The sequence below is a fragment of the Methanophagales archaeon genome, assembly GCA_021159465.1.
GTDB lineage: Archaea > Halobacteriota > Syntropharchaeia > Alkanophagales > Methanospirareceae > G60ANME1.
Genome location: JAGGRR010000052.1, coordinates 1 through 23,871, shown reverse-complemented (window position 1 = coordinate 23,871; position 23,871 = coordinate 1). Strand labels below are relative to the sequence as shown.

The window sequence follows — 23,871 nt, the reverse complement described above, 5'->3', positions numbered from 1 at the left end:
CCAATATCAACTTGGTGGCAATGATAGCGGATAATATAGCGAATAAAGTAACTAAAGTAACTAAAGGACCCCATGATTGTAATAATCATCATAACAGCTGTTATAGCACCTGGGCCGGCAAGTAGGGGTGTCCCTATTGGCACTGCACCTATCCCTCCTCTGCCTGTCGCCTTCACCATATATTTATGTTCACGCAGGAGATCAAAGGATACGAGAAGGAATAGAATTCCTCCTGCCACCATGAAACTATCCAGCCTTCATGTGTGTTCGGTTAAGTAATCCATCTATCCATCAGCCTCTCTCGTTTGACATTTGGATTGCATCCCTGGCCGAGGTAAATGTTGTACCAAATCCGAGCGTTAACATCCAGAAAAGAATAACCGGCTCAATTTTACGCTCCCTTATGATAAGTCCACCCTCTCGTGCAGTATTTCTTAAAAGAGTATCAATGGCACAAAGTTGGAATCACCATCTCTTATCCGAACACCTATGAAAACCTGTTTGTACCCAGCAGGGTTTACACCTCTCTTGCACCCATTCAATCTCATCCTTATGCGTTTGAATATACCTTTCTACAGCTTCTTTGTAGATTCGTTTGGTTATATAGCCAGTTTCATGCAAAAATTCCTAATTGGCAAGTTTGAAACTGTATCTCTATTTGAATAATCACTAAAATCCTCCCGGCGCTATTCCTCTCTTGGTAGCCCCACTAAAGCTTCGTATGAAACTTGCGGTTTTCCGTCGTCTCCAATCCAATATTTTTTTGCAAACAGTAAGTGTTCCTTCCACAGTCCAAGGACCTAAATTCTGCATTTCTGATTCTGATAGTTCTTCAAACTGTCCTTCGATGATTATTTCATCCATTGCTTCGGTAGGACTACGAAAGAAGATTTCAGGTGTCACTCCTTTCCTCCCCGAAGAGAGAAACAAATTAAGGGCGTAAAAGATATTTTATTTGACTTCCCATGATTATTTTGACCAATAAGGCACATAAAGTCGTCCATATCTAAAGTTAATCTTGCGAATTGACCTGAACCCTTTGATACATATCCAACGCAATTTCATCATTTCATCCTCCTCCTATATGAGGAATTCCACACTACAGTTCCGCGTGTATCTGAAGTTGCCGAAGGCAATTTGGGGAAATTAAAGATTTCTCTTTTATCCGCTGTTACTGTTATATGACCCGAACGAGGTGAGGGCAAGGCAACGAAGTTGCCGCAGAGTTCGGGGAGGGGGCAAAATACATCTTCACAGTTATGCAACCTTCTCCAGTCATCATATTGCTTTAACCAGCACAATTATTGCGAGAATCACAATGAATAATGAAAGCCCAATTTCTAGCCACAGTGGCTTTGTCTTCAAAGACATTAAACTACCTATTCTGGCTCCAATTATTGAGCCTACGACTACCACTACAGCGGGGAGAAACATTATATTGCCGCGAGACCAAAACACAAACGCTCCTGCAATTGCTGTAAAAATAGTCGCAAACAGTGATGTGGCTATTGCTTTTCGAATACTAAGTCCTATTATTTTTAGGAAAGGGGGAAATAAACTACCCCCACTACCTCCACGTAGAATTGTTAGAAAGTTGAGAAAGAATGTCCCTAAAATGACAATCTTCGCACTTGGGTTAATTTTTTGAGCAATTTCTGGGAAAATCCTATCGAAATAAATCCCGAATATCGTCATGATAGAAACAATAACAAAGATAATCGCTAGAACTAAGGTTGGTATAAATCCCGTTAAAAATGCCCCTGTTAAAGTACCCATTATACCGCCAATTATTACATATCGAGCAATTTCCCAATCTATATTCTTTCTGTGACTTATAGCGCCAATAAGAGAGGAGAATGGTATAACTAATAGATTTACTCCAAAAGCGCTTAGTAAAGGCAATCCAGCAACATAAAGTAAAGGTGTCCTAACAGAGCCCCCGCCTATTCCAAACATACCACTCATAAATCCGGCAAAAAGACCTATAAAAAGATATATCAGCATTTGTGTTATTGGTTCCATTTTATCCCTCTCATCATATTTTGCCCCTGAATTTCTGCTAACGGTGTATAATATCCGAACTTAGTCCGTATATTATTCTAATTTAGCGGTATATCAGAACATGGTTTGCATATACATCCCTCTGGTCGAACTCCTCCATCTTTAATTTTAACCATCTCCCCCGTTTATCTGTAAGTTGTCCAACGGACTTTTAATCTTACCTATATCCTTGTTACTCACATGCGTACGTATACATATTTCCTCTGTTTTTGAACTTTTATGCCCTAAAACCACCTGAGCTCCTGAATATACCTTAACTCAATCTCTCGTAACGCTTTCTCCTCGCTTAACTTTGTCGACGGGAAGTCCCTTGCGTAAGCTGGGGTAGTTCACTCACAACCGAACATGAACGCCATTCTCCTTTAGATAGCGTTTGACATCATGAATTGAGTATTCTTTATAGTGGAATATGGATGCCGCGAGTGCAGCGGAAGCATCGGTGTAGGTGAAGACATCCTTTATGTGCGAGGGCGTGCCGCAACCTCCAGAGGCTATAACCGGTATATTCACACGCTCACAAACTGCCGCAGTCAATTCCAAGTCGAACCCGTCCTTTGTCCCATCACGGTCCATACTGGTGAGTAGAATCTCACCTGCTCCTCTGTTCTCTACTTCCTTCGACCATTCCAGTGCATCTACGCCCGTGAACTTCCTGCCGCCGTAAAATGAGCATTCAAACCAGCATTTCCCCTCCCCCGTATCTATTATCTCCTTGTCTTCATCCATTGCCCTCTCCAATTCCTCTTCACTGCGCAGATACCGCCTCTTTGCATCTATTGCCACTACACACGCCTGCGAACCGAACCGTGCAGCGAGTGCATTCACCAGTTCAGGGTCTTTTAACGCAGCAGTGTTCACAGAGACCTTATCAGCACCTGCATTGAATATCCGCCTCGCATCTTCCATGCTTCGTATACCACCTCCAACAGTGAGCGGTATGAAGACCTTACTCGCAACCTTCTCTATCACATTCGCCATTGTCTCTCGCCTTTCATGCGACGCCGTGATATCCAGGAATACGAGTTCATCAGCGCCCTGGTCATCATACTCCGCTGCAAGCTCCCAGGGTATACCTGCATACGTGATGTGCTTGAATTCCACTCCCTTTACCACACGTCCACCTGGTACACCTAAGTCACAGTCCAGGCAGGGTATAATCCGCTTTGCTAACATCTCAAACACATCACGCAATAGAAATGCAACGCTATTGCTGCTATCTGAAGGATGAAGAGAGCAATGCACCTCCGATCGCACCTATATACTGCGGATATTTCGGCACTATCACATCGAATCCGAGCACATCATTCATCGCCTTTGGCACGCCAGCCACCAGAGAAGTACCACCTACCTCTATCGCGGGCTGTCTGAGGTCTATCTCCTGTAACAACTGCTCCTTCACCTGCTCCACCACCGAATGACACGCAGCAGCTGCTACATCCTCGCGCCTCGCACCCATTGAGAGTGCGGATACAAGGTCCTGAATCCCGAATACGATACAATAGCTATCTGTCTTCACCTTGTATGGGTCACCTTCCAGTGCCAGCTTTCCCATCTCCACAACGTCCACACCCAGCCTTCGTGCTGTCATCTCCAGAAATCTACCTGATGCACCTGCACATATCCCGCCCATAGTGAAATTATCAGGTATCCCATCATTTGCTGTTATTATCTTGTTGTCCATACCACCGATATCAATGATCATCGCCTCACCCTTTTCTATACCCGCGAGATACATCGCTGCTTTTGAGTTCACCGTCAATTCCTCCTGTACCAGATCTGCCTTGAAGTGCTCTCCTAACGGATGTCTTCCATACCCAGTCGTTCCAAGCGCTTCTATATCGCTCCTCTTCACACCCGCGAGCTCAAGCGCCTTACTAAATACCTTCTCCGCAGTGTCCACAACTTCTCGCGTGGGCGACCATGTTGCACCAAGTACTTTGTTATCGAGCATTACCGCTGCTTTCGTGGTTGTAGAGCCTGAATCTATACCTGCTGTGAGCCCCTCCTGCTCCTTTCGCTCCAGTATCCACCGCCTCCTCACTATCGTTACCAGCGCTTCCATCCGCGTCAATAACTCACCCGCTTTCGTTCGTTCTGTAAAAGGATACATAACTACTGGTAATTGCGTCCTATCCTGGATAATGCGCCTTATCTCTGTCCTTATCACCGCTCCTCTTGGGCACTTGTGACACCCGGCAACGAATACCGCATCGGCATCACACAAACCCTCCGCCACTGCATACCCCCTTGCTAATGCCACACTCAACCCATAACTGTTCTTCATGTCATAGCCGAACTCTTCGGTCTTCGATGCCACATAGTCCAGGTCAACCTCGGGCACGAATATCTCGGCTCCTACTTCTTCCGCCGCACGCTCTATCTCATGCTGCACGTTGCCGTAAATAGTGCCGCAGGAGACCTGTGCTATTCTTATCTCTCCCTCACCTTCTCCTTCCATCTTGGCCATAATACAATACTATACACCAATGCAGGATTTAAACTAAATATTTTTTTGCTATTCCCGCATCACCTTAAAGCTTCAAATATATTAAACGAAGTAAATTTATAAATTCATGCTTCTCCTTGTTGTGATAGCGATAGCTTCTCCACCACAACAAAACTCTTCGTCTTGCTTAGTGGGCGACATTCCATAATCTTCACCACATCGCCTACCTTCGCAGCTATACATGGCGGATTATGTGCATGAATCTTTGACCTTCTCGTTTCATACCGCTCGTATTTCCTTATCTTCTTCATATACGTCCGCTCTACCACAACTGTCTTCGCCGCCTTATCACTCACCACTACTCCCTCTATTATCTGCCCGCGAACCGGTAACCTACCATGGAAAGGGCAGTTAATATCCTCACATTCACGATCTGGCTCCTTAACATCTATTCCTATATCCCGCTTCATCTTTGCATACCTCTCTTTATCCTGTCCTCAGGTCTCGCCAGAAGCTTATCTCCTCTTATCCTCGCTCGTGTACCATCTTCAAGGACAAATATGAACATATTCCCAGCCTTCGGGATTCGCTTCTCCTCCTGCTGCTCTGTCTCTATTACAAAGGTGTTCCTCGTCTCATCCACAATCCTACCAAACAGTCCTTCCATATCCCTGTTACTGCTCTCTTCTACTTCCATTATCAACCCAATCAATTCCTCCTGGGGCAAATCTTTAATCTTCAACTCTCATCCTCTAACCGATAGCCCATCTCACGCAGTACCTTCTTCACCTCTGCTTTATGGTCACCCTGTAACTCCACACAACCCTCTTTTACCGTACCACCGCATGCGCATCGTGACTTCAACTCCTTTGATAGCCCTCTCAGGTCCACTTCCTTCTTGTCTATACCCTTTATCACTGTTGTTATCTTCCCGAATCTTCTCTTCACCGTCGTGACCTTAACCACCTGTTGTTCTTTCGCTATCTCTTTGCAGATGCATAAATCTATCGGTAAACCACATTTATCACAGATCTGTGTACTCATTTTATCCTCTTTCATCTTATACCTTTCTTTATTTCACTCTCTACTGTTTTTATCCTCGCTATTGTCCTCCTTATCTCCTTTATTCTACCAGGATTCTCAGATGCACCTCCAGTGGCTACCGTCCCTCGCTCACGCAATAAATCAGAGATCAAGCTCTCCAACTCTTCTCTCCTCTCCTTTTCACTCATCTTCCTTATATCTTCAATTCTAAATATACTCATTCCTTCCTATCTCCGTCTCCCTCCTCTTCTTTATTTACCTCCTCTTCCTTAACTTCCGGCTCTTCCTTCTTTATTATACGAAAGGCATCCGGTCGCTCAGCATCTGGTCTTACTATCCAGACTTGCACACCTATAACACCTGATTTCACTTTGGCTATTGCATAACCACGATCTACCATCTCCTCCGCTACCTCGCCACAGTGTTTTATATATCCTTCCACCATCTTCTCCGTTCGTCCTCGGGGCCCCTTCAACTTGCCTGACATCACTATCTCACAGCCAAAAGTACCCTTCTCCATTATCCGCTGCAACATAGACCTGCCAGCCCTTCTGAAATGCCAACCTCGCTCTATCAACTTCGCCAATCGGTTTGCCATCAAAGTTGCACACAGGTCAGGTATCTCTATTGGTTGCACATCAAGTTGGGGATTGTCCAATTCATGCCTCATGGCAACCTCTTCTGTCAATCTCTTTATCCTCCTACCATCTTTACCTATTATCATACCGGGTTTCTCGACTTTCACCGTTATCTGCGTGCCCATCGGTGTCCTCTTTATCTCCATTCCCCCATAGCCTGCTCTCTCTAATTCCTTCTCAAAAAACTCGTTCAGTCTTACCTTCTTTATTCCCTCCCTCACAAACAGTTTCTCTATCACCTACCTCAGCTCCCCCTCTTCCTTTAATATCACTTCAACCGTGACAGTTTCGGTATTCTTCGGCGTTGCACGACCAAATGCCCTTGGCATCATGCCCTCTATAACTCTGCCTTTCTTCGTTCCTATATGCCATATCCGCATCACATCAGGATCGAGCCCTTTATATTCCGCATTTGCTCTCGCCTCTTTTATCAATTTCAATATTGCTTCACTCGCCTTCACTGGATACCTGCCTGCATACCAATTGATCAGCCCTCTACGATGTGCCACCTTCTTCTTATGTCGCTTGAATGGGACAGGCACTCGCCCTTCCAGTACAGCCTCCAGATACCGCTCCGCATCTTCAACTCTCATACCCTTCAACACCCTGCATATCTCATACGCATGCTTTGGTGAGATATGAAGCTCATAAGCCATTGCCTTTGCCGTTATATCAGAATCAGAACCTATAACTTCAGAATCCACACAATATCTTACCCTGCCCATCTTTTTTCTACTTCAGTGGTACGTACTTTGAAGACCTCGTTGCTCCCACACCTGCAGCTCCATGTACCACCTTCTTTCGCGTCATTGCAAACTCGCCCAGGTAATGCCCTATCATCTCAGGCTTTATCTCCACGTAATCAAAGCCTTTACCATTGTGTATCCCTATCTTCTTCCCTACCATGCTCGGCAACACGATTGCATCCCTCAGGTGCGTTTTAACCTCTTCTCGCTGCTCTATCTTCTCCAGCAGTTTCTCCTCTTCTTCTCTCAACTTCCTCTTCAATTTCCTGCGCTGCCTCGCTGGTAATAACGCCGCTAACTCCTCCAGCTTCATCTTCCTCAGCTTCGCCACTGTATAGCCCCGATATTTAAACTCCTCTTCCTTCCTCTTCAGTGTACTTTTTGCCCTCTTCTTCGCCATCTCTATCACTCATTTAATCTTCTTTTATTTATCTTTTTCATCTTCTATACCCTGTCCTCCTTGCTGCTATGTTACCCACCTTCCTGCCTGGTGGTGCACCCCTGCCTGGCGTCTTTGACTTACCGATATGCTGATGTCCACCACCACCAAAAGGATGGTCAACAGGATTCATTGCCACACCCCTCACCCTCGGATATCGCGCAGCGCGAGGCTTCATCTTATGGTACTTCTTACCAGCTTTCACAAATGGCTTCTCCGTTCTCCCTCCACCTGCTACTACACCTATGGTGGCCATGCAATCTCCGGAGAGCCACTTCTTCTTACCGCTGGGCATCACCACAAGAGTCCTGCCCGTCTCCACCTCATGTGTCACCAGCGTTGCGTAATTGCCCGAAGCTCTTGCGAACTTACCACCATCACCGGGATTACCCTCTATATTACAAACTGCAATACCTTCAGGAATACACCGCAATGGCAGAGTATTCCCGACCTTTATCGCCGCTGATTCCCCATAAGTAACCTCTTCACCTTCTCCTATGCCTTCCGGTACAATCATGAACCGCTCTTCCCCTCTATTTGTCCTTAATCGGGCAATTGGCGCACTTCTCGCGGGGTCGTGCAGTATCTGAACGACTCTCCCTGTTACTGGCTCGTTACCGTCCACTCGCACATGTTCCAGATTACCCTTATAACGATGCGAGGGCGCTGTGAATACCGGCGACCCTTTTCCTCTACGCTGTGCTATTATTCTCTTCCCCATTTCTCCTATAACTAAACTATAATATACCGAGTGATGTACCTATCTCTTTTGCCTTACCTTCTTCTTCAAATTCTATTATCGCCTTCTTCTCACCTTTAAATGTAATCATCGTCCTCACATTCTTTACCGGAGTCTCAAATATCCGTTCCACCTCCTCCTTTATCGCGCGCTTGTCCGCTCTTATATCAACAATGAACTGGAGTTTGTTCTCCGAATCAATCATCGTTGTTGCTTTTTCCGTAGCCACAATATGCTTCAAGGTCATCTTCATCTCAATTCACCAAGTTTCATGAATGATGATTCGGTCCAGACGGTCAACCTGCCGGGATGCGTTCCCGGGGCAAGTAATTCGGCATTCAATGCACCTACATAAGATACATCCACACCCGGTAAATTCCTTGCACTGGATGTTATCTTTATGTTACCCGGGTCTTCGGCTTCATCTCCAGAAATAACTATTAATACACTCTTCTTCGTCTTATACCGCCTGCCTCTCATCTTACCTCTTCCTGCTCTTATCTTCCGCTCCCGCGCTCGAAGCAGGTCAGCCTCTATACCGATGGTCCGGAAGAACTCCTCCACATCCGCAGTCTTCTCCAGCGTGACAAATGAGTTCTCAACCACTATCGGCAATACGACACCTTCACTGAACTTATGTCCCCTGCTCCTCACGAGTTCCGGGTTTATGGTAGCAGCGATGGCGGACCTTATTGCTTTGCGTCTCTCCTTATCGTTTATCTTACGCTTGAGTACTTTCTCAGTCTTCGGTGGATGTGCTCGCCTACCACCAACAGCCTGTGGAGCTCTCGCTGCTCTCCTACCGTTCTTTATACGGGGCACTCTCGCGACACCCCTGCCCGCACCCCAGCTTTCAGCTGAGGTCTTCCTGCCTGCGAGTGGACTTGTGCCTTTTGGCTGTAAGCGATGCGATTGCATAGCAAGAACAGCCCTCTTTATCAGGTCAGGACGATATTCTTCCCTGAATACCCCCGGCAGACGTGTCTCCCTTATGGAATTACCTGATAGATCCAGTACTTTCACTCTCCTCTCTGCTTCGCTCATCATATCCTCTAATTCCCCTGTTGTGACTCCCTGCTTATATATATGATCTCAGGTGCAGCACCCAATTTTGGATAAGGGCGTATAGAGTGTGAGATCCGTATCAGCCTCTTTTTTGGACCGGGAACACTACCTTTTACCAGGATATAACCATTTCTCACCAATCCGTAATGCAAGAAACCACCTTCAGGTGTTATTTCCGCACCATCCATTCCTATCTTTAATATCCTCTTGTTATACTCCGTGCGCTGTTGATATCCCGTCTGTCCAAGTTGTGGTATCCTCCATCTCACACGTCGTGGTCGCCATCCACCGATACACCCCACATGACGCCCTCTACCTGATTTCTTCGCTTTTGCATTCTGTACCATTGTACCCCACCGCTTTACAGGACCCTGTGTCCCCTTCCCCTTTGTCACTGCAGTAACGTCCACGAAATCGCCCTCTTTAAATACATCCTCAACTCTTATCTCCTTCCCAAGAACCTTCCGCGCATATTCGAGATCTTCATTCACCACACCACTCATCTTCAACTCCATCAAATCGCCTCTCTTCTTCGGTATTCCGCTCACAAGCTCTGGAATAGTGGTGATTATCAGCCGCATACTCATACTCAAACTCATTCCGTCTGTTCCGTCTGCATTGATGATATCTGCTATCCTGTCCAGGTCACCATCTGCCCATACTTCTGTTAGTGCCTTCATCCCATATACTGTATCTTTATAAAGCCGAATACCCTCCACCTTCACCGGTGGTGTCTCTATTACCGTTACGGGAACGGATATCTCCATTCCCTTTGTGAGGCTATGTGGATAATTATCATTCAGAATAAGATGGGTCATGCCGGCTTTATAACCTACAAAGCCCTGTATTTGCTTCCCAAGTACTACTACTTCCCTCCTTATCCTGCAGGTCTCACTTCTTGCCCTCTTCCGTGGCGAGAAAGCCAATGAACCCCTTCTTGGTCTATGTCTCTTAGCCATTTTATTTTAAAACAATTGATAGAATAGGATTATATAAATGCTAAAAATAATATAAGCATAATCAATCATCAATCTTCGAATTCCACCTCCGCATATTTCCCTATCTCTCTTATCAATGGGTGCCTCGCCCACCTGCGAGCGCAGCGAAAGACAAAGCTCGCTTCCCCTGTATTCATTTTCAATAATCTCAACACGTTCTCCAGCGCTATCATCTCCGCTTCTTCATCCAGCTCAGCCGGTATCTCCGCCTGTCCCACCGGATAACTCTCCCCCAGTTCTATCGGATAGGGACCGAATGGCGGTTTCACCAATAACAGATGGTCAAACATCCCTTCATACTCCGGTCCAGGGTATCTCGAGGTTGTCAGGAGAACATTACCTGAAAACCGGAATCTACTCAGTCTCTTAGAATATCGCAATACCTCCGGTCGGTGAGCGGAACATTCGCTGAGGTAAAAGAAAGGGTGCTTCGTTATCGGGTCATATCTCTCAATCAGTGCAGAATATCTCGTTATGCGCTTCAACGCAGCGAACAAAGCAGGATGCGCTCTGCATCTCCTCTCACATAGCTCCCACAGGCTTCCTTCCACTACACTCTGCTTCACCGTTCGCATCTCTTCAAATGTTACCCAGAGGTTATGCTCTGCGAGTAAATCTGTGCTACTCTTCATCTCATCCAGTGTATAAGTGGAACATATCGGGCACGAACATGGCAGGAACTGCAAATCCTGCACCTTCTTCGTACCTTCACACGTTATATAGCGCCCTGTCTTTGCATATATTGCATACGCCGCGGAATCAAAGATATCACAACCGAGGGCAACTGCCAGTGCGAATAGCATAGGATGTCCGGCACCAAAGAGATGAATCGGGGCATTCAGCGGTAAGTTCCTCTTCACAGCCGTGATTATATCCACAAGTGTATCGAACTGGTATGATTCCAGTAGTGGCACTACACCCCCTATCGCATAGATATCAAATCCAATAGTCGCAGCTCGTTTTGCACTCGTTTCACGCAGGTCCATGTATGTAGAGCCCTGCACAACGCCCGTAAGCATTCTATCATTTATTATTCCCCTCGCTTCCTTTAGTCTCTTATGTGTCTCTTCTAAATCGCGCATCGCTCTCTCACGGCTAACATACGGTGGTGTTGGTATGTCCAGTGGCACACAGATGTCAGAGCCTATACACCGCTGGAATCCCAGTATCTCACTGTTGCTCACTTCCACATCGCTATACTGAGAGAGTTGATAAGCCCCTGAATCGGTCATTACTGGCAGTTCCGTGCTCAACAGTGAGTGAACACCGTGTTTAAGTGCTTCTTCTCTCAGTTCCGCCTTCTTGTAAATTATGTAGGCATTCGTGATCAGCATCTCCGCACCATACTCATGCATCCGTGCCGCCTCGATGGTTATTATATTCGGGTTTATCACGGGCATGATTAGCGGTGTCTCCACGTATCCATGTTCTGTTCGGAGCTTGCCTATTCGCCCCATCAGGTCCTTATGCAGTACCTCAAATTCTGCACATCTATCCTTCATATTTATTGAAACGTAAGCGCATCTGAGCTTGTGACAATCCCGTTCAATACCTTCTTTATATGATACAGGCTGTATTCCTGCTCGTAATCGCTCAACGCTGCAACACAGTCCTCTGGTACTATTATCTCAAAGTCCCGCAGTGATGCGTCTATCGCAGTATGGAGCACGCATATATTCGTAGCTACACCAACGATTATCAGATTTCTTATCCCTTTTTCCCTTAGATGCTCCTCCAACTTGGACTCAAAGAATGCGGTATACTTCTGTTTTCTCACTACAAAAGCTCTTGCCTTTGGTTCTATTTCTACTTCTGCTAACTCATCTATTAGTTCCGCGCCTCTTGTATATTCAACACAATGCCTGCCCCATACCGCAAACTCATCATCCTCTGGAGAATGCCAATCCTGGGTGAATATGATTTGTAACCCCTTTCTTTGCACCTCTTCTAAAAGAGCCCTTATATTCGGGATTATCCTTCTTACCGGGTCACCAACGAATAAAGCTCCATCTTCATAGCAGAAATCCTTCTGCATGTCCACTACCAGCACCGCCGTCTCGCTTGGATTCAATACCACTTTTTCATGAATTCTCATTCTCATTTCCATTTTTGTTCATGACCTTACCGATAATTGATAATTATTAGAGCATAGAAAGGTTAAACCTATCTTTCGCAGTCTACAAACATCTGCGTTTGAAAGAAAGAATCCAGCATAGGATAGATGAGATTCACAGAACCATAGGCGAAGACGCATGCATTTTAGATTTTAGATAAAACATAAATAAAATCAAGTGCGATAAGAACGAAAATCCTTTTAAATTGTCCACTGGGTTTAATAAATCAGTTATGGAAGTTATGAAACGATTTAGATGCGATTCATGGGAGCGAATGGTAAAAGAGAAGCTATGAAAACGTTGAACTCCCAACAGAGATATGTTTTGAGGCTTTAGCTGATAGATTGAAGGAAAGCTACTTCCAGTATGGATTGCAGCGCTCGGAACTCCATAGTTTTCGGAACTACTGTTTTTATAGATAAATTTATATTATCGTTGAAATAACAAAATGAGAACCGCTATAGGAGTCACAAAGAGCATCTGTCCGGTCTGCCATCGCGTCATAGATGCGCGCCTGTATGAAGACGGAGGAGCGGTATACATCGCTAAGAACTGCCCAGAACATGGACATTTCAAAGACCTCTACTGGTCTGATTATCCGTTATACAAGCGATTTAAAGCGCAGGATGTACGGATACGGAATGTGAGAGTGGTGAGTGTCGAATCCAAATCCGAATCCGAACCCGGGCAAAATGCCAGTTGCCCTTTTGCATGTGGGCTGTGCCCGAGCCATGAATCTCCCACTGTGCTCGGTATCATAGACGTGACCAGTCGTTGCAACCTGAGATGTCCGGTATGTTTCGCAAGTAGCAATGGATACGGATATGGACATGAACATGAACATGAACATGGATACGGTAAAGACCCAACGGCGGATGAGATAAAAGCTATTATAGACAACTTCGCCACAAATACAAATGCCGCGGGACTCCAATTCAGTGGCGGCGAACCCACACTCAGAGCAGACCTGCCGGAGCTGATATCGTATGCGAGACAGCGATTCGAGCATGTAGAGGTGGATACAAACGGCATAAAGATGGCACAGAGCGCGGAATACTGCCGCGAGATAGAATCCGCAGGTACAAGTGTTATTTATCTCCAGTTCGATGGGGTGACTGACTTGCCCTATGAGAAGTTGCGTGGTCGGAAACTGCTTGCAATAAAGAAGAAAGCGATAGAGAACCATCGAAAAGCAGGTCCTAAACCCGCAATCGTACTCGTACCCACGCTTGTTAAGGGCGTCAATGATGATCAGATCGGCGCTATCATAAAATTCGCAATAGAGAACAGGGATATTATACGGGGTGTGAATTTCCAGCCAATCTCATTCTGTGGTAGAACGCCCTATCGGGCAGATGAACGTATAACAGTATCGGATGTTCTGAGAGCGATAGAAGAGCAAACGGGCTTCATGCATAAGAACGATTTCTTCCCTCCTTCTTTGATGAGTATGCTACTTACATCCATCGGTAAATCGGAAGTCGGATGTCATTTCGCATGTGGTGCGTTCTCCTACCTTGTGTTCCTGGATGATAAAAATAAACCAGAGCCGATAACGAGGTATGTAGATATGGAGAGGCTGGCGGCGATATATAAAGACAAAGAGCGGGGTAAGATATCGCTTATTGCGGCATTGAGGAGTATCAGACTGGAATTGCTGAAGAAGTTATTTATTAGTGTCATAAAAAGCCACGATTATCATGACCTGAGCTCTCTGCACTTCAAACTCCTATTCATAGGTACCATGCATTTCATGGACTCTTATAACTTCGATCTCGGGCGTTTAAGGCGTTGTGTAATTCATTACGGCTTGCCGGATGGCAGAATTGTACCTTTTTGCTCTTATAACAATATACACCGGCGTGTCTGAAGAGACAGGTGAGGGTTTATTGTTTTATTTTATTGTAGTGTAATGAATAGATAGGTATGGATAAGAATATGTTATAGGAAGAGAAGCAATGGAGAGGAATAAAGATAAGAGGTTTGGAAGGGGCGCAAATGCATGCAGGCGATGTGGCAGGCAGCGGGGTTTGGTCCGCAGATACGGGATTTATCTCTGCCGGCAGTGCTTCAGGGAGATAGCGAGGGAGATAGGGTTTAAGAAATACAATTGATGGAGGGAGAAGAATGACACTGAATGACCCACTTGCAGATGCATTATCTCATATAAAGAATACAGAACGTGTAGGTAAGATGGAATGTAGTATAAAGCCTGCTTCCAGGCTGATAGGGAACGTACTGGGAGTAATGAAGGAAGGTGGCTATATAGAGGAGTTCGAGTATATAGAAGATGGTAGAGGTGGAGTATTCAAAGTAAAGCTTGGAGGCAGGATAAACAACTGCAATGCGATAAAGCCCAGGTTCTTCGTTCGTGTGCGGGAATATGAGAAATGGGAGAAGAGGTTCTTACCCGCACGAGATTTCGGTATGCTTATAATCAGCACATCAAAGGGCGTTATGTCGCATAACAAAGCGATAGAAGCGGGTTTAGGTGGGCAATTGCTCGCTTTCGTTTATTAATCTCCTAAATTCAATGTCAGGATGACCTTTTTGAGCTCGTCATCCGAGAAATTGTGTGGCACAATATAAAAGACCCATTCGTGGTCTGCCCAGAAGTAATGGTAAGTTATGCCATCAGGTGAGGTGAGGTAAATCTGCTTACCGGCAATCGTGGTCTCATTCAGGTTGGATGCCCAGCCACCACCCCAGTTGCGCATCCCAGCTACCATCTTACGGGTCTCGTTGTATGCTATTTCATCACTGGGATACAGGGTTGTCCATAGGGTTAAGAACTTACTGCCATTCATATTCATGTAGTGCATGATTGCCATGTCGCGAACATGCTCAATCTTACCCATGTGGGATTGCTTTACGAGCATAAGAGCATCCTTACCACTGGCAACGGTCTTCTTCTCCATCCCAAGGAGCTCTTTTGGTGCAATTGCCACCGCAGCTTCTTCAGCTTCTTGAGGATGATAATAATGGCAATATCCCAGATAACCTATGATAGCGATGGCGATAATGCTGATGATAACAATCAGCGTGATTCTCGAATGACTGTTTCCATATCCTCTACCTCTGGTGCTCATTCCACGGTCACACTCTTTGCAAGATTCCTCGGCTTATCTATCTCGCAACCACGTGCTCTTGCGGTCCAGTAAGCAAGCAGGTGGAGTGCAACAGTAATAGGGATAGGCGAGAATATATCTTCGGTATCCGGTACATGTATCACGGCATCCACATACTTCTCCACTTCATCATCACCTTTTACCGTAATGGCGATCACCGGTGCACCACGCGCTTTTATCTCCTTTATATTACCCAGTGTCTTCTCGTATACATTACCACCACTCAGAATCGCAACCACAGGTGTATCTCCCGTGAGTAATGCGAAAGGTCCATGTTTGAGCTCGCCTGCGGCATAACCTTCTGCATGTATATACGATATCTCTTTCAGCTTCAGTGCACCCTCAAATGCCAGCGCCAGGTTCACACCGCGTCCAATGAAGAATACATCCTCAAACCCTGCAAGATAGCGTGCATATCGCCTGATTTCGGCATCTGTATCCTCAAGTACCATCTGAGCGAGCTGAGGCATTCGCTTCAATTCCTTTATCCACTCCTCAAATTCATGCTCTGGTCTCATAGCGAGGTAGAACCCAAGCAGATAGAGGATAATAAGCTGCGCGATGAAGCTCTTAGTAGCTGCCACGCCTATCTCAGGTCCCGCCCTGATATATATTGTATCATCCGCGATTCGCGTTGCTGAGCTGCCCAGGACATTGGTTATCGCTACTGTCCGGCATCCAAATCGCTTCGCCTTCTTCAATGACATCAGTGTATCAGCAGTCTCGCCTGATTGTGTTATCGCTATCACCGTCACGTCATCACCGAGCACAAAATCGGAATAGTTGAATTCAGATGCGAGCTCAACACGTACTGGAATCTTTGCCAGATGTTCTATTATATATTTGCCACACAATGCAGCATAATATGAGGTACCACAGGCAATCATCAGAATGTTGATGTTATCTTTAATCTCAATCCCAAGATTTATACCTTCGTCGGTTAAATAGCCCCTGAGCGTATCTATAATCGCCCTTGGCTCCTCGTGTATCTCCTTCAGCATGAAGTGCTCGTAGCCGCCCTTCCTCGCATCTTCTATCGTCCAGGGAATCATACTCGCCCCTCTACTTCTGGTCACTTCCACCGCGCCATTTTCTATGTATATACTGTCTTTCTTCACCACTGCGAGATCGCCTTCCTCAAGATATATCACCCGGTTCGTCTGTTCCAGCACAGCAGGCACATCTGATGCTATGAAGTTCTCTCTATCGCCGAGCCCGATGATGAGTGGGGATTCTTTACGCGCTGCTATAAGTCCATCAAAGCCCTTTACTGCTACTATTATCGCATAAGAGCCCGTAAGGTATGACAATGATTCTCTTATTGCTTCTTTCAGTAACCATTCATCTGCGGTGAGCGAGGGTGAGAGTGAAAGTGAGAGAGGAGTGAAAGATGCGGTTCCCTCTTTATGTGCGTGTGCGTTCATCAGTACCTTCTCTATCAGATGCGGTATCACCTCGGTATCCGTCTCAGACTTGAACCTGCAGCTGCTCAAAAATTCTTCCCTCAAGCTCTGGAAGTTCTCTATTATGCCGTTATGAACAACCGCGATCTCTCCTTTACAGTCCATGTGTGGATGTGCATTTCGTTCCGAGGGTGTACCATGTGTTGCCCATCGTGTGTGCCCAATCCCGATGGTGCCGGGGAACTGAGAGATATCCAGATTCTGTATCAAGTTCGCTATGGACTCCAGCCCTTTGTATAGATGCACCTCCCCATTTGTGTTATCCTGCACCAGAATGCCACAGGAGTCATAACCGCGGTATTCAATCCGTTGTAGTGAGCCAAGAAGAATCGGTAGTGCAGCCCGCTCCCCCACATAACCCACTATCCCGCACATCTTTACACCACCAGACTCCCATCCGGGATCCTCCCACTCAGTTCCTTCATTGACTTTATCGCTACATGATTCCCTATTATGGTTCCTGCAGTGGCTATTACATTGCTACCAATCTCACAATATTCGCCCACCATTGCTCCTACCTTCACTCTGTGGTGTTCTCCTCCGATTTCTATATTGCCCTCTCCGCTTCGTGCCACAAATCCGCCCTCCAGATGCGAACCGGTATCAAATATGGAGTCATGGATGGAGCAGAAAGAGCCTATGCTAACCATATCCATCAGCACAGAGTTCCTGAGCTCAGTAAAAGCGCCTATTTCGACATCGTTACCTATGCTTGTGGATGGGAAGATACAGACATTGGGACCTATATCGCAATTTTCACCTATGAGCACAGGTCCCTTCAGATATGAATTCGCCCTTATCACACTGTTCTTACCCACTGAGACCTTACCTCTAATTGTGACACCACGTTCCACTTTACCTTCTATCTTGCTTCCGGTGCTCTTCAATACTATATCGTTCAGACGGAGGATATCCCATGGATAAACGGCATCGAGCCATGCGCCATGAGTTTCATAAGCTTTTACTTGGTAGCCTGCATGAATCATCTTCATCAAGCCCACGGGCAGTTCATCCTCTATAAAATCGAATATCGTCCTATCAAAGGCGTATATACCGGTATTTACCAGATTGCTTATCTCTACCTCAGACTTCGGTTTCTCGACTATATCCCTTACATGCGTGTTCTCCAGTAGTACGACCCCGTATCTGCTCACGTCATCATGCGCTTTTATCAGTATCGCATTCTCATCCGCAAGTAGCAGTTCCGCAATTGTAGCTGCGTCTATCACGTTATCGCCAGGGAGAACGAGGAATCGAGCATTAGCATCTACCTTTTCTGATGCATGCCTCAATGCATTGCCGGTTCCAAGCAGGTGCTCCTGCACTACATATTTTATCTCCACACCAAAATGGGTTCCATCAGCGAAATAATCCATTATCTTCTCTTTCTTATACCCGACCACAAATATAATCTGTCTTATTCCATTACTCGCCAGCGCTTCCACCACGTACTGGAGAACCGGCTTGTTTGCCACTTTTATCATTACCTTCGGCTTTGAAGCCGTGAACGGTCTCAACCTCTCACCCTCACCCGCAGCAAGTACCACCGCCTGTTTAATCTTCATCTCTATAATCTTCACTCTAATTTCTAAAAATCTTCTACCTATCTATTTCTATTCAGTATTTGAGGTTTTTCTCATGGCAAGCTTCACCAGTGCGGGTCTCAGGACTTTATCATGGAATACATAGCCCTTCCTGACCACTTCAGTGATAGTATTCTCCTGTTGCATATCTTTCTCCTCTCTTGAGACCACTTCGTGCCTGAATGGGTCGAACTTCTCACCCTCTGCCTTTATCTCCTCAAGCCCTGCTCGTTTCAGAAGCTCTTCAAATTGCTTCATTGTCATTTCCACACCCTTCACCAGCCCCTCAGGCTTGTTATTCGTCTTCGCATGCATTATAGCCGCTTCCAGCGAGTCTTTGATGGGCAGTAATTCAGTAATAAAGCATTCAAGTGCATAATTAGCGGCTTCACGCTTCTCCTTCGCCATCCGGCGCTTATAATTCTCGAAGTCCGCTTTCAAATACTTCAATTCAGTTAGATATTGCTCACCTTTGAATATGCCTTCAGCCTCCTTCTTCTTCGATTCCAGTTCTTCGCTCAGTATAGCAATAGCATCCTCTATATCCTCTATTTCTTTATCTTTATCTTTATCTTCATCTTTATTCTCTAAATTCGATCTTATTCGAGCCAGCTCATTTATTATACCGCTCAATTCGCCCTTCAGCCCGCTCAACTTGCTCAGCTCGTTCTCCACTGCCGCTGAATAATCCTTAGCTTCGGTCTCCAATTCTTCTATCCTCGCCTTTATCCTCGCACTGTCATCCTCCATATATAAAAAATTCTTCTCTCTGGATATGATAAACCTATTTTATAGAAAGAAAAGGAGATGAAAGAAGATGTTTTTAGGTATAGATATAGGAGGCGCGAACACGAAGATAGCCACCTCTGATAGCTCCCTTGTGGATTCTATTTACGCGCCTCTGTGGCAGGACCGGACAATTTTATATGATGTGTTGCGCCACGCGAGTGCTCGCTTGGAAGATACCGGTATGGATATCGAGGGTGTGGGAGTGGTGATGACCGGCGAATTGTGCGACTGTTTCAGGACGAGGAGAGAGGGGGTGCTCAAGATTCGGGATATGGCATCCACGATATTTGAAGGTGTGGAAGTGGAATACCTCGATAGAAGTGGTATCTTCAGGCATGGTGAAGCGATAGAGGAAGACCCTCTTGCGTTCGCTTCCACAAACTGGCTCGCATCTGCAAAACTTGTATCTATGACGCACAGGGATGTGATATTTGTGGATTGCGGAAGTACCACAACCGATGTGATACCAATAGTGGGGGGAGAGATAAAAGCGAAGCGAAGCGATATTGAACGACTGCACTCGCATGCGCATGAACTGCTCTATTCGGGGGTGTTAAGGACCAATGTGGCAGTATTACTGAGAAAAGTCAAATTGAGGGGAGAGGAATATGCAACTTCTTCGGAATTATTTGCAATAACTGCAGATGCCTATCTCGTACTTGGTGATATAACCCGTGTGGATTATAAATGTGAAAGCCCAAACAGCTATGCGTTCGCTACTGAGACAGAAGCGAAGAGCAGAGAAAGTGCAATGAGAAGGCTTGCACGGGTATTATGCTGCGACCTCGAGGAGATAGGGGAGGAGGGTGCACTCAGCATCGCAGTTCAGGTGAAGGATGCCCAGGTTAATGAATTAATTACAGCATTGCGCGAAATGAAAGAGCGATACAGCCTGAACGAAGTAATATCAGCCGGTATCGGTGAGTTCATCGTTAAAGATGCGGCAAAAGCATTGGATATGGAATTACTAACCCCCTTATGGGATAGGCGATTATCAGCGGTATTACCAGCATATGCAGTGGCGAAGCTATTAGAAATAGCCAATAATTATTAAACCATCCAGCAGTCAGCGTTTTTCGGGCTATCACCCCAAACCCAGCTCACCAAGAACGAGCAGGTCTATCTCATCAGCCAGTTCAGCGAATCGCTGCTTGAATTCAAGCATCTTCTGCTTCTTATCATCATCTATTCGTGCACGTTCCAGTTTATCCTCAAATTCGACTTCCTTGTGGTAGATATCATCAATCAAAGCGAAGATACCCGGTCGTTTGCTTCTGAACCGCTTCAAATCATCCATCACATCTTCTCCCTTCTCATACTTCTCTTTTATCGCTTCAAATTCGTTGAATATCGCTTCACTCTCGCGGTTAAAATCATCTACCCGCATAATAAAGGTTCTTGGTATCTTCTCCTCACTCTCTTCTTCCATTACTCTACACCAATGATAGAAATCAATGTATAAAAATGCTTTTCGATTTTTATATTATAGGTTTAGGGCTCCTTTGTAATCACTCCAACGCCCTTCTGCTCACTCATCTCTTTAATTACCTCTACCATATCTTCCGCTATCTTTAAAAGCCGGAGCCATGTGTTCACCACCGCTCTCAATCTCGCAATCTCATCGCTACTGCCGCCTATACTCACATATAATAGCCCATCTCTAAGCACTGTATTCACTTCACCTTTACCCTCCTCTTGCTCCTCCTTTATAGATTCATAAACCGTCTTCAGAAAAGACTCTGTTCCTTCTACTCCTATCTCTACCTCCACCTCAAACTCTATCCCCATTCTCCATTCTATTCCTGTCAGACAGCTTTTACCTTCTTCACTACCATTGCCGGTCTCTCCTTCTTCAGTGCTCGATAGCCGCAGTAAGGGCAGCGTACTCCCTGATAGTCTGTTTTCAGCTCCACAACCCTCTTGCATCTCAGGCAGTAATATGCCATTAATTCACTATTCACCTCCTATCATCCCTGTCCCTGCGCCACCCTCTACTTCCCTCCTTATCGCCCTCTGTACCGCTATACCCATCGGCGTTTGAGGTATATATGTGCCACCTGTGAATGTATAGCCACATTTAGAACAGTGCCAGATGCCAGTACCCACTCTCTTTACTGATTTCCTTCCACACCGCGGGCATTTATGTGCCGCTCGGGTCTGCTCTTCGATACTCGCCACCGCCTTTCTTATCTTCCTGCCGTATCGCACACCGAACCTGCCCGCAGTTTTTACTTTCCCTTTCTTCCGCTTCTTATGCTTCCGTACCATCTACCTTCACTCCCTTTCTCTGTTAAATATAATCACTCTTTAATAACACTAACAGAATAGGATAATGAAGATATCGGATCTGGATATTTGTAAAGATAAAGAGCTGGAGCTAATATCATCCATCGGTGATATCGAGCTATATCCTCCACAGGAAGATGCGATAAATGCAGGGCTACTCGAAAGAGAGCAAAATTTCGTCATTGCCACACCCACAGCCAGTGGTAAAACGCTGCTGGCGGAACTGGTGATGTTGAAATCCATTCTAACAGCATCAGGGAAGTGCCTTTATGTTGTACCCCTGAATGCACTGGCATACGAGAAATACAGGAGTTTTAAAGATAAATACTCTTTCCTCAGGATTGGTATATCAACAGGCGATTACGAAAGTTCCTCAAGGTACCTCGCAGGGAATGATATCATAGTACTCACATTGGAGAAGTTCGACTCACTCACGAGATTGAAACCGTCATGGATGAGAGGTATCACAGTCATTGTGGTGGATGAAGTGCATGTAATAGGAGAAGATAAGAGGGGACCGAGATTAGAAGGTGCTATAGCCCGATTCTTGAGTTTCAATCCTTCTGCGCGGGTCATTGCACTCTCTGCAACGATACAAAACGCGGATGAGTTCGCTAACTGGCTACATGCTTACGTTGTGAAATCCGAATGGCGACCTGTACCATTAAAGGAGGAGGTATTCGTTGCACCGAATGATAGTATAATAGTGGAACGTGTGTTGGAGGAGGTAAAGAATGGTTCTCAGGCTCTTGTATTCGTGAACACGAAGAGAGGAGCTGCTTCATTCGCACGCAAGCTGGCAAAACTTATGGATAGCGACCCTTCTCTGGACGAACTCGCCGAACGCGTTGATATCGGCATTGATGACCTCGGTGAGATGGTCAGGCATGGGGTTGCCTATCACAACTCATGGCTACATCCGGAGCAGAGGCATGCACTGGAAGAGGCTTTTCTCGCTCATCGCTTGAAGGTGATTTGCTGCACGCCCACACTCGCTATGGGTGTTTCATTACCCGCAAAAGTGGTACTCATCAGGAATTATAAGTTCTTCACTCCCGGCCGTGGAACGGAGCCGATGCCTGTATGCTGGGTGAAGCAGGTATTTGGTCGTGCTGGCAGACCGGAACATGACGATTACGGGTTGGGACTGATAGTGGCGAGGGACGAAGCGGAACGGAGTGAGATAGAGCAGATATATATAAATGGGGAACCTGAACGGATAGAATCGCAATTCTCGCAGGATAGTCTGACAGAACAGATACTCGCCACCATCGTTGCCGGTGCACGCAGTGCAGAGCAGATAGAACAGTTCCTCGATAGTACATTCTATGCATATCAGGAAGGGACGAAAGTGGCGGTATTTAAAGAGCAATTAAATGAGATATTACTGGATTTGGAGTTAGAAGGACTCATAAGAATAGATAAAGATAAAGAGGACATAAGACTAAGACCAACGGAATTTGGTAAACTCTCTTCCAGGCTGTATCTCTCCATAAACTCCGCATTGGACCTGAGGGAAGGTCTAACAAGTCTCAAATCTAAATTGCAATCCACGCTATCTGATTTCGAACTCCTGCTGCTTCTATGCAGATGTGAGGAAGTGCCTCCTTTAAGGGTGAAAGAAGCACTCACGATTGCAACTAGCCTCACTGAGAATCTTGAGCTGGTGTATGCCTCCAGGTATGCACTCGGTAGCGCTATCGTAACACATGCGTGGATAGACGAGCTGAGCTATCAGGAATTGAAGTCGAAATTCGGCGTTTATCCCGGTGAGGTGCATACTAACCTCTATGTGCTGGAATGGCTGAGTTATGCTGCCGCGCGTATAGCGCGTTACCTCGGTTTCGAACCGGTGTATGCCAGACTGAATGAATTGGAAGATAGGATAAGACATGGTGTCAGGCATGATCTACTGGACCTGGTCAAAATAAAGGGCGTTGGCAGGGTAATAGCACGGAATCTATATTCCGCGGGCTTCAGAACACATGAAGAAGTAGCAAAAGCAGACCTGGCACGTCTGAAACGAATCCCTGGTGTTGGCACACGGCGAGCTACGAAGTTGAAGGAAGAAGCTCTAATGGTGAATACTTAAAACTCTTGAGGATATATTGCATTATTATTCCCGGATCACTCATTTTCTTTTCAGATATACTAGATCAAACTTAAATTAAACGAAAGGGGCTTCCTGCTACATTCACAATTTAAATTGCTTAGGAAGGATTAACTCCCTCCACCAACCATTCACAAAAGATCATCATATCCCTCTCCAATCTATCAAAAGTGAAGCTATAACGATGCTGAAGGTCGTGATACTCGCAATGTGCTTTGAAGG

31 protein-coding genes are annotated in these 23,871 nt (G+C 45.8%); 5 read left to right on the top strand and 26 right to left on the bottom strand.

Features of this window, described 5'->3' with window-relative positions; all coding sequences use genetic code 11:
- The 18 genes from J7J01_03010 to J7J01_02925 all read right to left on the bottom strand — a co-directional run.
- Positions 1 to 242 (bottom strand): hypothetical protein (locus J7J01_03010; protein MCD6209861.1); only part of this gene is annotated, 242 nt, incomplete at its 3' end.
- A 427-nt stretch (positions 243 to 669) separates the two neighbouring features.
- Positions 670 to 903 carry a hypothetical protein gene (locus J7J01_03005; protein MCD6209860.1) on the bottom strand — a complete coding sequence of 78 codons (234 nt, stop codon included), beginning with the start codon at positions 901 to 903 and terminating at the stop codon, positions 670 to 672.
- 375 nt (positions 904 to 1,278) lie between these two features.
- Positions 1,279 to 2,022 carry a sulfite exporter TauE/SafE family protein gene (locus J7J01_03000; protein MCD6209859.1) on the bottom strand — a complete coding sequence of 248 codons (744 nt, stop codon included), beginning with the start codon at positions 2,020 to 2,022 and terminating at the stop codon, positions 1,279 to 1,281.
- Between the two features lie 372 nt (positions 2,023 to 2,394).
- A complete protein-coding gene (hisF, locus tag J7J01_02995; GenBank protein MCD6209858.1) occupies positions 2,395 to 3,234 on the bottom strand; it encodes an imidazole glycerol phosphate synthase subunit HisF in 840 nt (279 codons plus the stop codon).
- A gap of 40 nt (positions 3,235 to 3,274) precedes the next feature.
- Positions 3,275 to 4,519, bottom strand: a complete 1,245-nt coding sequence (locus J7J01_02990) for a methanogenesis marker 15 protein (GenBank protein ID MCD6209857.1) — start codon at positions 4,517 to 4,519, stop codon at positions 3,275 to 3,277.
- A gap of 113 nt (positions 4,520 to 4,632) precedes the next feature.
- Positions 4,633 to 4,977, bottom strand: a complete 345-nt coding sequence (locus J7J01_02985) for a 30S ribosomal protein S17 (GenBank protein ID MCD6209856.1) — start codon at positions 4,975 to 4,977, stop codon at positions 4,633 to 4,635.
- A complete protein-coding gene (locus J7J01_02980) occupies positions 4,974 to 5,249 on the bottom strand; it encodes a ribonuclease P protein subunit (protein MCD6209855.1) in 276 nt (91 codons plus the stop codon). The genes J7J01_02985 and J7J01_02980 overlap by 4 nt, the downstream gene beginning before the upstream one ends.
- Positions 5,246 to 5,566, bottom strand: a complete 321-nt coding sequence (gene yciH / locus J7J01_02975; GenBank protein ID MCD6209854.1) for a stress response translation initiation inhibitor YciH — start codon at positions 5,564 to 5,566, stop codon at positions 5,246 to 5,248. Before yciH ends, J7J01_02980 begins: the two co-directional genes overlap by 4 nt.
- On the bottom strand, positions 5,563 to 5,772 hold the full coding sequence (rpmC, locus tag J7J01_02970) for a 50S ribosomal protein L29 (protein ID MCD6209853.1): 210 nt from the start codon (positions 5,770 to 5,772) through the stop codon (positions 5,563 to 5,565). Before rpmC ends, yciH begins: the two co-directional genes overlap by 4 nt.
- Positions 5,769 to 6,428: a 30S ribosomal protein S3 gene (locus tag J7J01_02965; GenBank protein MCD6209852.1), complete on the bottom strand. Its 660-nt coding sequence runs from the start codon at positions 6,426 to 6,428 to the stop codon at positions 5,769 to 5,771. Before J7J01_02965 ends, rpmC begins: the two co-directional genes overlap by 4 nt.
- Entirely contained in the window at positions 6,429 to 6,914 is a 486-nt protein-coding gene (locus tag J7J01_02960; protein MCD6209851.1) for a 50S ribosomal protein L22, read from the bottom strand. It lies immediately after the preceding gene.
- A gap of 7 nt (positions 6,915 to 6,921) precedes the next feature.
- On the bottom strand, positions 6,922 to 7,335 hold the full coding sequence (locus J7J01_02955; protein MCD6209850.1) for a 30S ribosomal protein S19: 414 nt from the start codon (positions 7,333 to 7,335) through the stop codon (positions 6,922 to 6,924).
- Positions 7,336 to 7,372: 37 nt separating this feature from the next.
- Positions 7,373 to 8,095 carry a 50S ribosomal protein L2 gene (locus J7J01_02950; GenBank protein ID MCD6209849.1) on the bottom strand — a complete coding sequence of 241 codons (723 nt, stop codon included), beginning with the start codon at positions 8,093 to 8,095 and terminating at the stop codon, positions 7,373 to 7,375.
- A 16-nt stretch (positions 8,096 to 8,111) separates the two neighbouring features.
- Positions 8,112 to 8,360 carry a 50S ribosomal protein L23 gene (locus J7J01_02945; protein MCD6209848.1) on the bottom strand — a complete coding sequence of 83 codons (249 nt, stop codon included), beginning with the start codon at positions 8,358 to 8,360 and terminating at the stop codon, positions 8,112 to 8,114.
- A gap of 2 nt (positions 8,361 to 8,362) precedes the next feature.
- A complete protein-coding gene (locus J7J01_02940; protein ID MCD6209847.1) occupies positions 8,363 to 9,160 on the bottom strand; it encodes a 50S ribosomal protein L4 in 798 nt (265 codons plus the stop codon).
- Positions 9,161 to 9,165: 5 nt separating this feature from the next.
- Entirely contained in the window at positions 9,166 to 10,137 is a 972-nt protein-coding gene (locus J7J01_02935) for a 50S ribosomal protein L3 (protein MCD6209846.1), read from the bottom strand.
- A gap of 68 nt (positions 10,138 to 10,205) precedes the next feature.
- Positions 10,206 to 11,678: a tRNA guanosine(15) transglycosylase TgtA gene (gene tgtA, locus J7J01_02930; GenBank protein ID MCD6209845.1), complete on the bottom strand. Its 1,473-nt coding sequence runs from the start codon at positions 11,676 to 11,678 to the stop codon at positions 10,206 to 10,208.
- 2 nt (positions 11,679 to 11,680) lie between these two features.
- Entirely contained in the window at positions 11,681 to 12,271 is a 591-nt protein-coding gene (locus J7J01_02925; protein MCD6209844.1) for a cysteine hydrolase, read from the bottom strand.
- A gap of 467 nt (positions 12,272 to 12,738) precedes the next feature.
- On the opposite strand from J7J01_02925, the gene J7J01_02920 reads away from it, so the two are divergent.
- The 3 genes from J7J01_02920 (at position 12,739) to J7J01_02910 (ending at position 14,810) form a co-directional block, all read left to right on the top strand.
- Positions 12,739 to 14,160, top strand: coding sequence for a radical SAM protein (locus tag J7J01_02920; GenBank protein MCD6209843.1), 1,422 nt, complete (start codon positions 12,739 to 12,741; stop codon positions 14,158 to 14,160).
- Positions 14,161 to 14,248: 88 nt separating this feature from the next.
- Positions 14,249 to 14,404: a 30S ribosomal protein S14 gene (locus tag J7J01_02915; GenBank protein MCD6209842.1), complete on the top strand. Its 156-nt coding sequence runs from the start codon at positions 14,249 to 14,251 to the stop codon at positions 14,402 to 14,404.
- Positions 14,405 to 14,417: 13 nt separating this feature from the next.
- Positions 14,418 to 14,810, top strand: a complete 393-nt coding sequence (locus tag J7J01_02910) for a 30S ribosomal protein S8 (protein ID MCD6209841.1) — start codon at positions 14,418 to 14,420, stop codon at positions 14,808 to 14,810.
- Here J7J01_02910 and J7J01_02905 read toward each other — a convergent pair.
- From J7J01_02905 to J7J01_02890, 4 genes are read right to left on the bottom strand one after another with little or no spacing between them, the layout of a single operon-like run.
- Positions 14,807 to 15,379, bottom strand: coding sequence for a hypothetical protein (locus J7J01_02905; protein ID MCD6209840.1), 573 nt, complete (start codon positions 15,377 to 15,379; stop codon positions 14,807 to 14,809). The genes J7J01_02910 and J7J01_02905 overlap by 4 nt on opposite strands.
- The gene (gene glmS, locus J7J01_02900; protein MCD6209839.1) at positions 15,376 to 17,256 is read right to left on the bottom strand and encodes a glutamine--fructose-6-phosphate transaminase (isomerizing); all 1,881 of its coding nucleotides are present in this window, start codon (positions 17,254 to 17,256) and stop codon (positions 15,376 to 15,378) included. The genes J7J01_02905 and glmS overlap by 4 nt, the downstream gene beginning before the upstream one ends.
- A gap of 2 nt (positions 17,257 to 17,258) precedes the next feature.
- Positions 17,259 to 18,446: an NTP transferase domain-containing protein gene (locus J7J01_02895; GenBank protein ID MCD6209838.1), complete on the bottom strand. Its 1,188-nt coding sequence runs from the start codon at positions 18,444 to 18,446 to the stop codon at positions 17,259 to 17,261.
- Between the two features lie 48 nt (positions 18,447 to 18,494).
- Positions 18,495 to 19,214, bottom strand: a complete 720-nt coding sequence (locus J7J01_02890; GenBank protein ID MCD6209837.1) for a nucleotide exchange factor GrpE — start codon at positions 19,212 to 19,214, stop codon at positions 18,495 to 18,497.
- Positions 19,215 to 19,281: 67 nt separating this feature from the next.
- Here J7J01_02890 and J7J01_02885 point away from each other — a divergent pair, with 67 nt between their 5' ends.
- Positions 19,282 to 20,307 (top strand): hypothetical protein, encoded by a 1,026-nt coding sequence (locus J7J01_02885; protein MCD6209836.1) that lies wholly within the window; start codon positions 19,282 to 19,284, stop codon positions 20,305 to 20,307.
- A gap of 30 nt (positions 20,308 to 20,337) precedes the next feature.
- Here the strand turns inward: J7J01_02885 and J7J01_02880 are convergent, their stop codons facing one another.
- From J7J01_02880 to J7J01_02865, 4 genes are all read right to left on the bottom strand, one after another.
- The gene (locus tag J7J01_02880) at positions 20,338 to 20,682 is read right to left on the bottom strand and encodes a hypothetical protein (GenBank protein ID MCD6209835.1); all 345 of its coding nucleotides are present in this window, start codon (positions 20,680 to 20,682) and stop codon (positions 20,338 to 20,340) included.
- Positions 20,683 to 20,744: 62 nt separating this feature from the next.
- Entirely contained in the window at positions 20,745 to 21,041 is a 297-nt protein-coding gene (locus J7J01_02875) for a hypothetical protein (protein ID MCD6209834.1), read from the bottom strand.
- Positions 21,042 to 21,058: 17 nt separating this feature from the next.
- Complete coding sequence (locus J7J01_02870; GenBank protein ID MCD6209833.1) at positions 21,059 to 21,214, bottom strand: DNA-directed RNA polymerase subunit P; 156 nt, start codon at positions 21,212 to 21,214, stop codon at positions 21,059 to 21,061.
- Entirely contained in the window at positions 21,207 to 21,521 is a 315-nt protein-coding gene (locus J7J01_02865; GenBank protein ID MCD6209832.1) for a 50S ribosomal protein L37ae, read from the bottom strand. Before J7J01_02865 ends, J7J01_02870 begins: the two co-directional genes overlap by 8 nt.
- Before the next feature lie 64 nt (positions 21,522 to 21,585).
- Here J7J01_02865 and J7J01_02860 point away from each other — a divergent pair, with 64 nt between their 5' ends.
- Complete coding sequence (locus J7J01_02860) at positions 21,586 to 23,631, top strand: DEAD/DEAH box helicase (GenBank protein ID MCD6209831.1); 2,046 nt, start codon at positions 21,586 to 21,588, stop codon at positions 23,629 to 23,631.
- The last annotated feature ends 240 nt before the right edge of the window (positions 23,632 to 23,871 follow it).

Coding starts and splice junctions, on each gene's coding strand:
- J7J01_03000 (MCD6209859.1), bottom strand. CDS start 2,022: ATGGAACCAATAACACAAATGCTGATATATCTTTTTATAGGTCTTTTT.
- hisF (MCD6209858.1), bottom strand. CDS start 3,234: ATGTTAGCAAAGCGGATTATACCCTGCCTGGACTGTGACTTAGGTGTA.
- J7J01_02990 (MCD6209857.1), bottom strand. CDS start 4,519: ATGGAAGGAGAAGGTGAGGGAGAGATAAGAATAGCACAGGTCTCCTGC.
- J7J01_02985 (MCD6209856.1), bottom strand. CDS start 4,977: ATGAAGCGGGATATAGGAATAGATGTTAAGGAGCCAGATCGTGAATGT.
- yciH (MCD6209854.1), bottom strand. CDS start 5,566: ATGAAAGAGGATAAAATGAGTACACAGATCTGTGATAAATGTGGTTTA.
- rpmC (MCD6209853.1), bottom strand. CDS start 5,772: ATGAGTATATTTAGAATTGAAGATATAAGGAAGATGAGTGAAAAGGAG.
- J7J01_02960 (MCD6209851.1), bottom strand. CDS start 6,914: ATGGGCAGGGTAAGATATTGTGTGGATTCTGAAGTTATAGGTTCTGAT.
- J7J01_02955 (MCD6209850.1), bottom strand. CDS start 7,335: ATGGCGAAGAAGAGGGCAAAAAGTACACTGAAGAGGAAGGAAGAGGAG.
- J7J01_02950 (MCD6209849.1), bottom strand. CDS start 8,095: ATGGGGAAGAGAATAATAGCACAGCGTAGAGGAAAAGGGTCGCCGGTA.
- J7J01_02945 (MCD6209848.1), bottom strand. CDS start 8,360: ATGACCTTGAAGCATATTGTGGCTACGGAAAAAGCAACAACGATGATT.
- J7J01_02940 (MCD6209847.1), bottom strand. CDS start 9,160: ATGATGAGCGAAGCAGAGAGGAGAGTGAAAGTACTGGATCTATCAGGT.
- J7J01_02935 (MCD6209846.1), bottom strand. CDS start 10,137: ATGGCTAAGAGACATAGACCAAGAAGGGGTTCATTGGCTTTCTCGCCA.
- tgtA (MCD6209845.1), bottom strand. CDS start 11,678: ATGAAGGATAGATGTGCAGAATTTGAGGTACTGCATAAGGACCTGATG.
- J7J01_02925 (MCD6209844.1), bottom strand. CDS start 12,271: ATGAGAATTCATGAAAAAGTGGTATTGAATCCAAGCGAGACGGCGGTG.
- J7J01_02920 (MCD6209843.1), top strand. CDS start 12,739: ATGAGAACCGCTATAGGAGTCACAAAGAGCATCTGTCCGGTCTGCCAT.
- J7J01_02915 (MCD6209842.1), top strand. CDS start 14,249: ATGGAGAGGAATAAAGATAAGAGGTTTGGAAGGGGCGCAAATGCATGC.
- J7J01_02910 (MCD6209841.1), top strand. CDS start 14,418: ATGACACTGAATGACCCACTTGCAGATGCATTATCTCATATAAAGAAT.
- J7J01_02905 (MCD6209840.1), bottom strand. CDS start 15,379: ATGAGCACCAGAGGTAGAGGATATGGAAACAGTCATTCGAGAATCACG.
- glmS (MCD6209839.1), bottom strand. CDS start 17,256: ATGTGCGGGATAGTGGGTTATGTGGGGGAGCGGGCTGCACTACCGATT.
- J7J01_02895 (MCD6209838.1), bottom strand. CDS start 18,446: ATGAAGATTAAACAGGCGGTGGTACTTGCTGCGGGTGAGGGTGAGAGG.
- J7J01_02890 (MCD6209837.1), bottom strand. CDS start 19,214: ATGGAGGATGACAGTGCGAGGATAAAGGCGAGGATAGAAGAATTGGAG.
- J7J01_02885 (MCD6209836.1), top strand. CDS start 19,282: ATGTTTTTAGGTATAGATATAGGAGGCGCGAACACGAAGATAGCCACC.
- J7J01_02880 (MCD6209835.1), bottom strand. CDS start 20,682: ATGGAAGAAGAGAGTGAGGAGAAGATACCAAGAACCTTTATTATGCGG.
- J7J01_02875 (MCD6209834.1), bottom strand. CDS start 21,041: ATGGGGATAGAGTTTGAGGTGGAGGTAGAGATAGGAGTAGAAGGAACA.
- J7J01_02865 (MCD6209832.1), bottom strand. CDS start 21,521: ATGGTACGGAAGCATAAGAAGCGGAAGAAAGGGAAAGTAAAAACTGCG.
- J7J01_02860 (MCD6209831.1), top strand. CDS start 21,586: ATGAAGATATCGGATCTGGATATTTGTAAAGATAAAGAGCTGGAGCTA.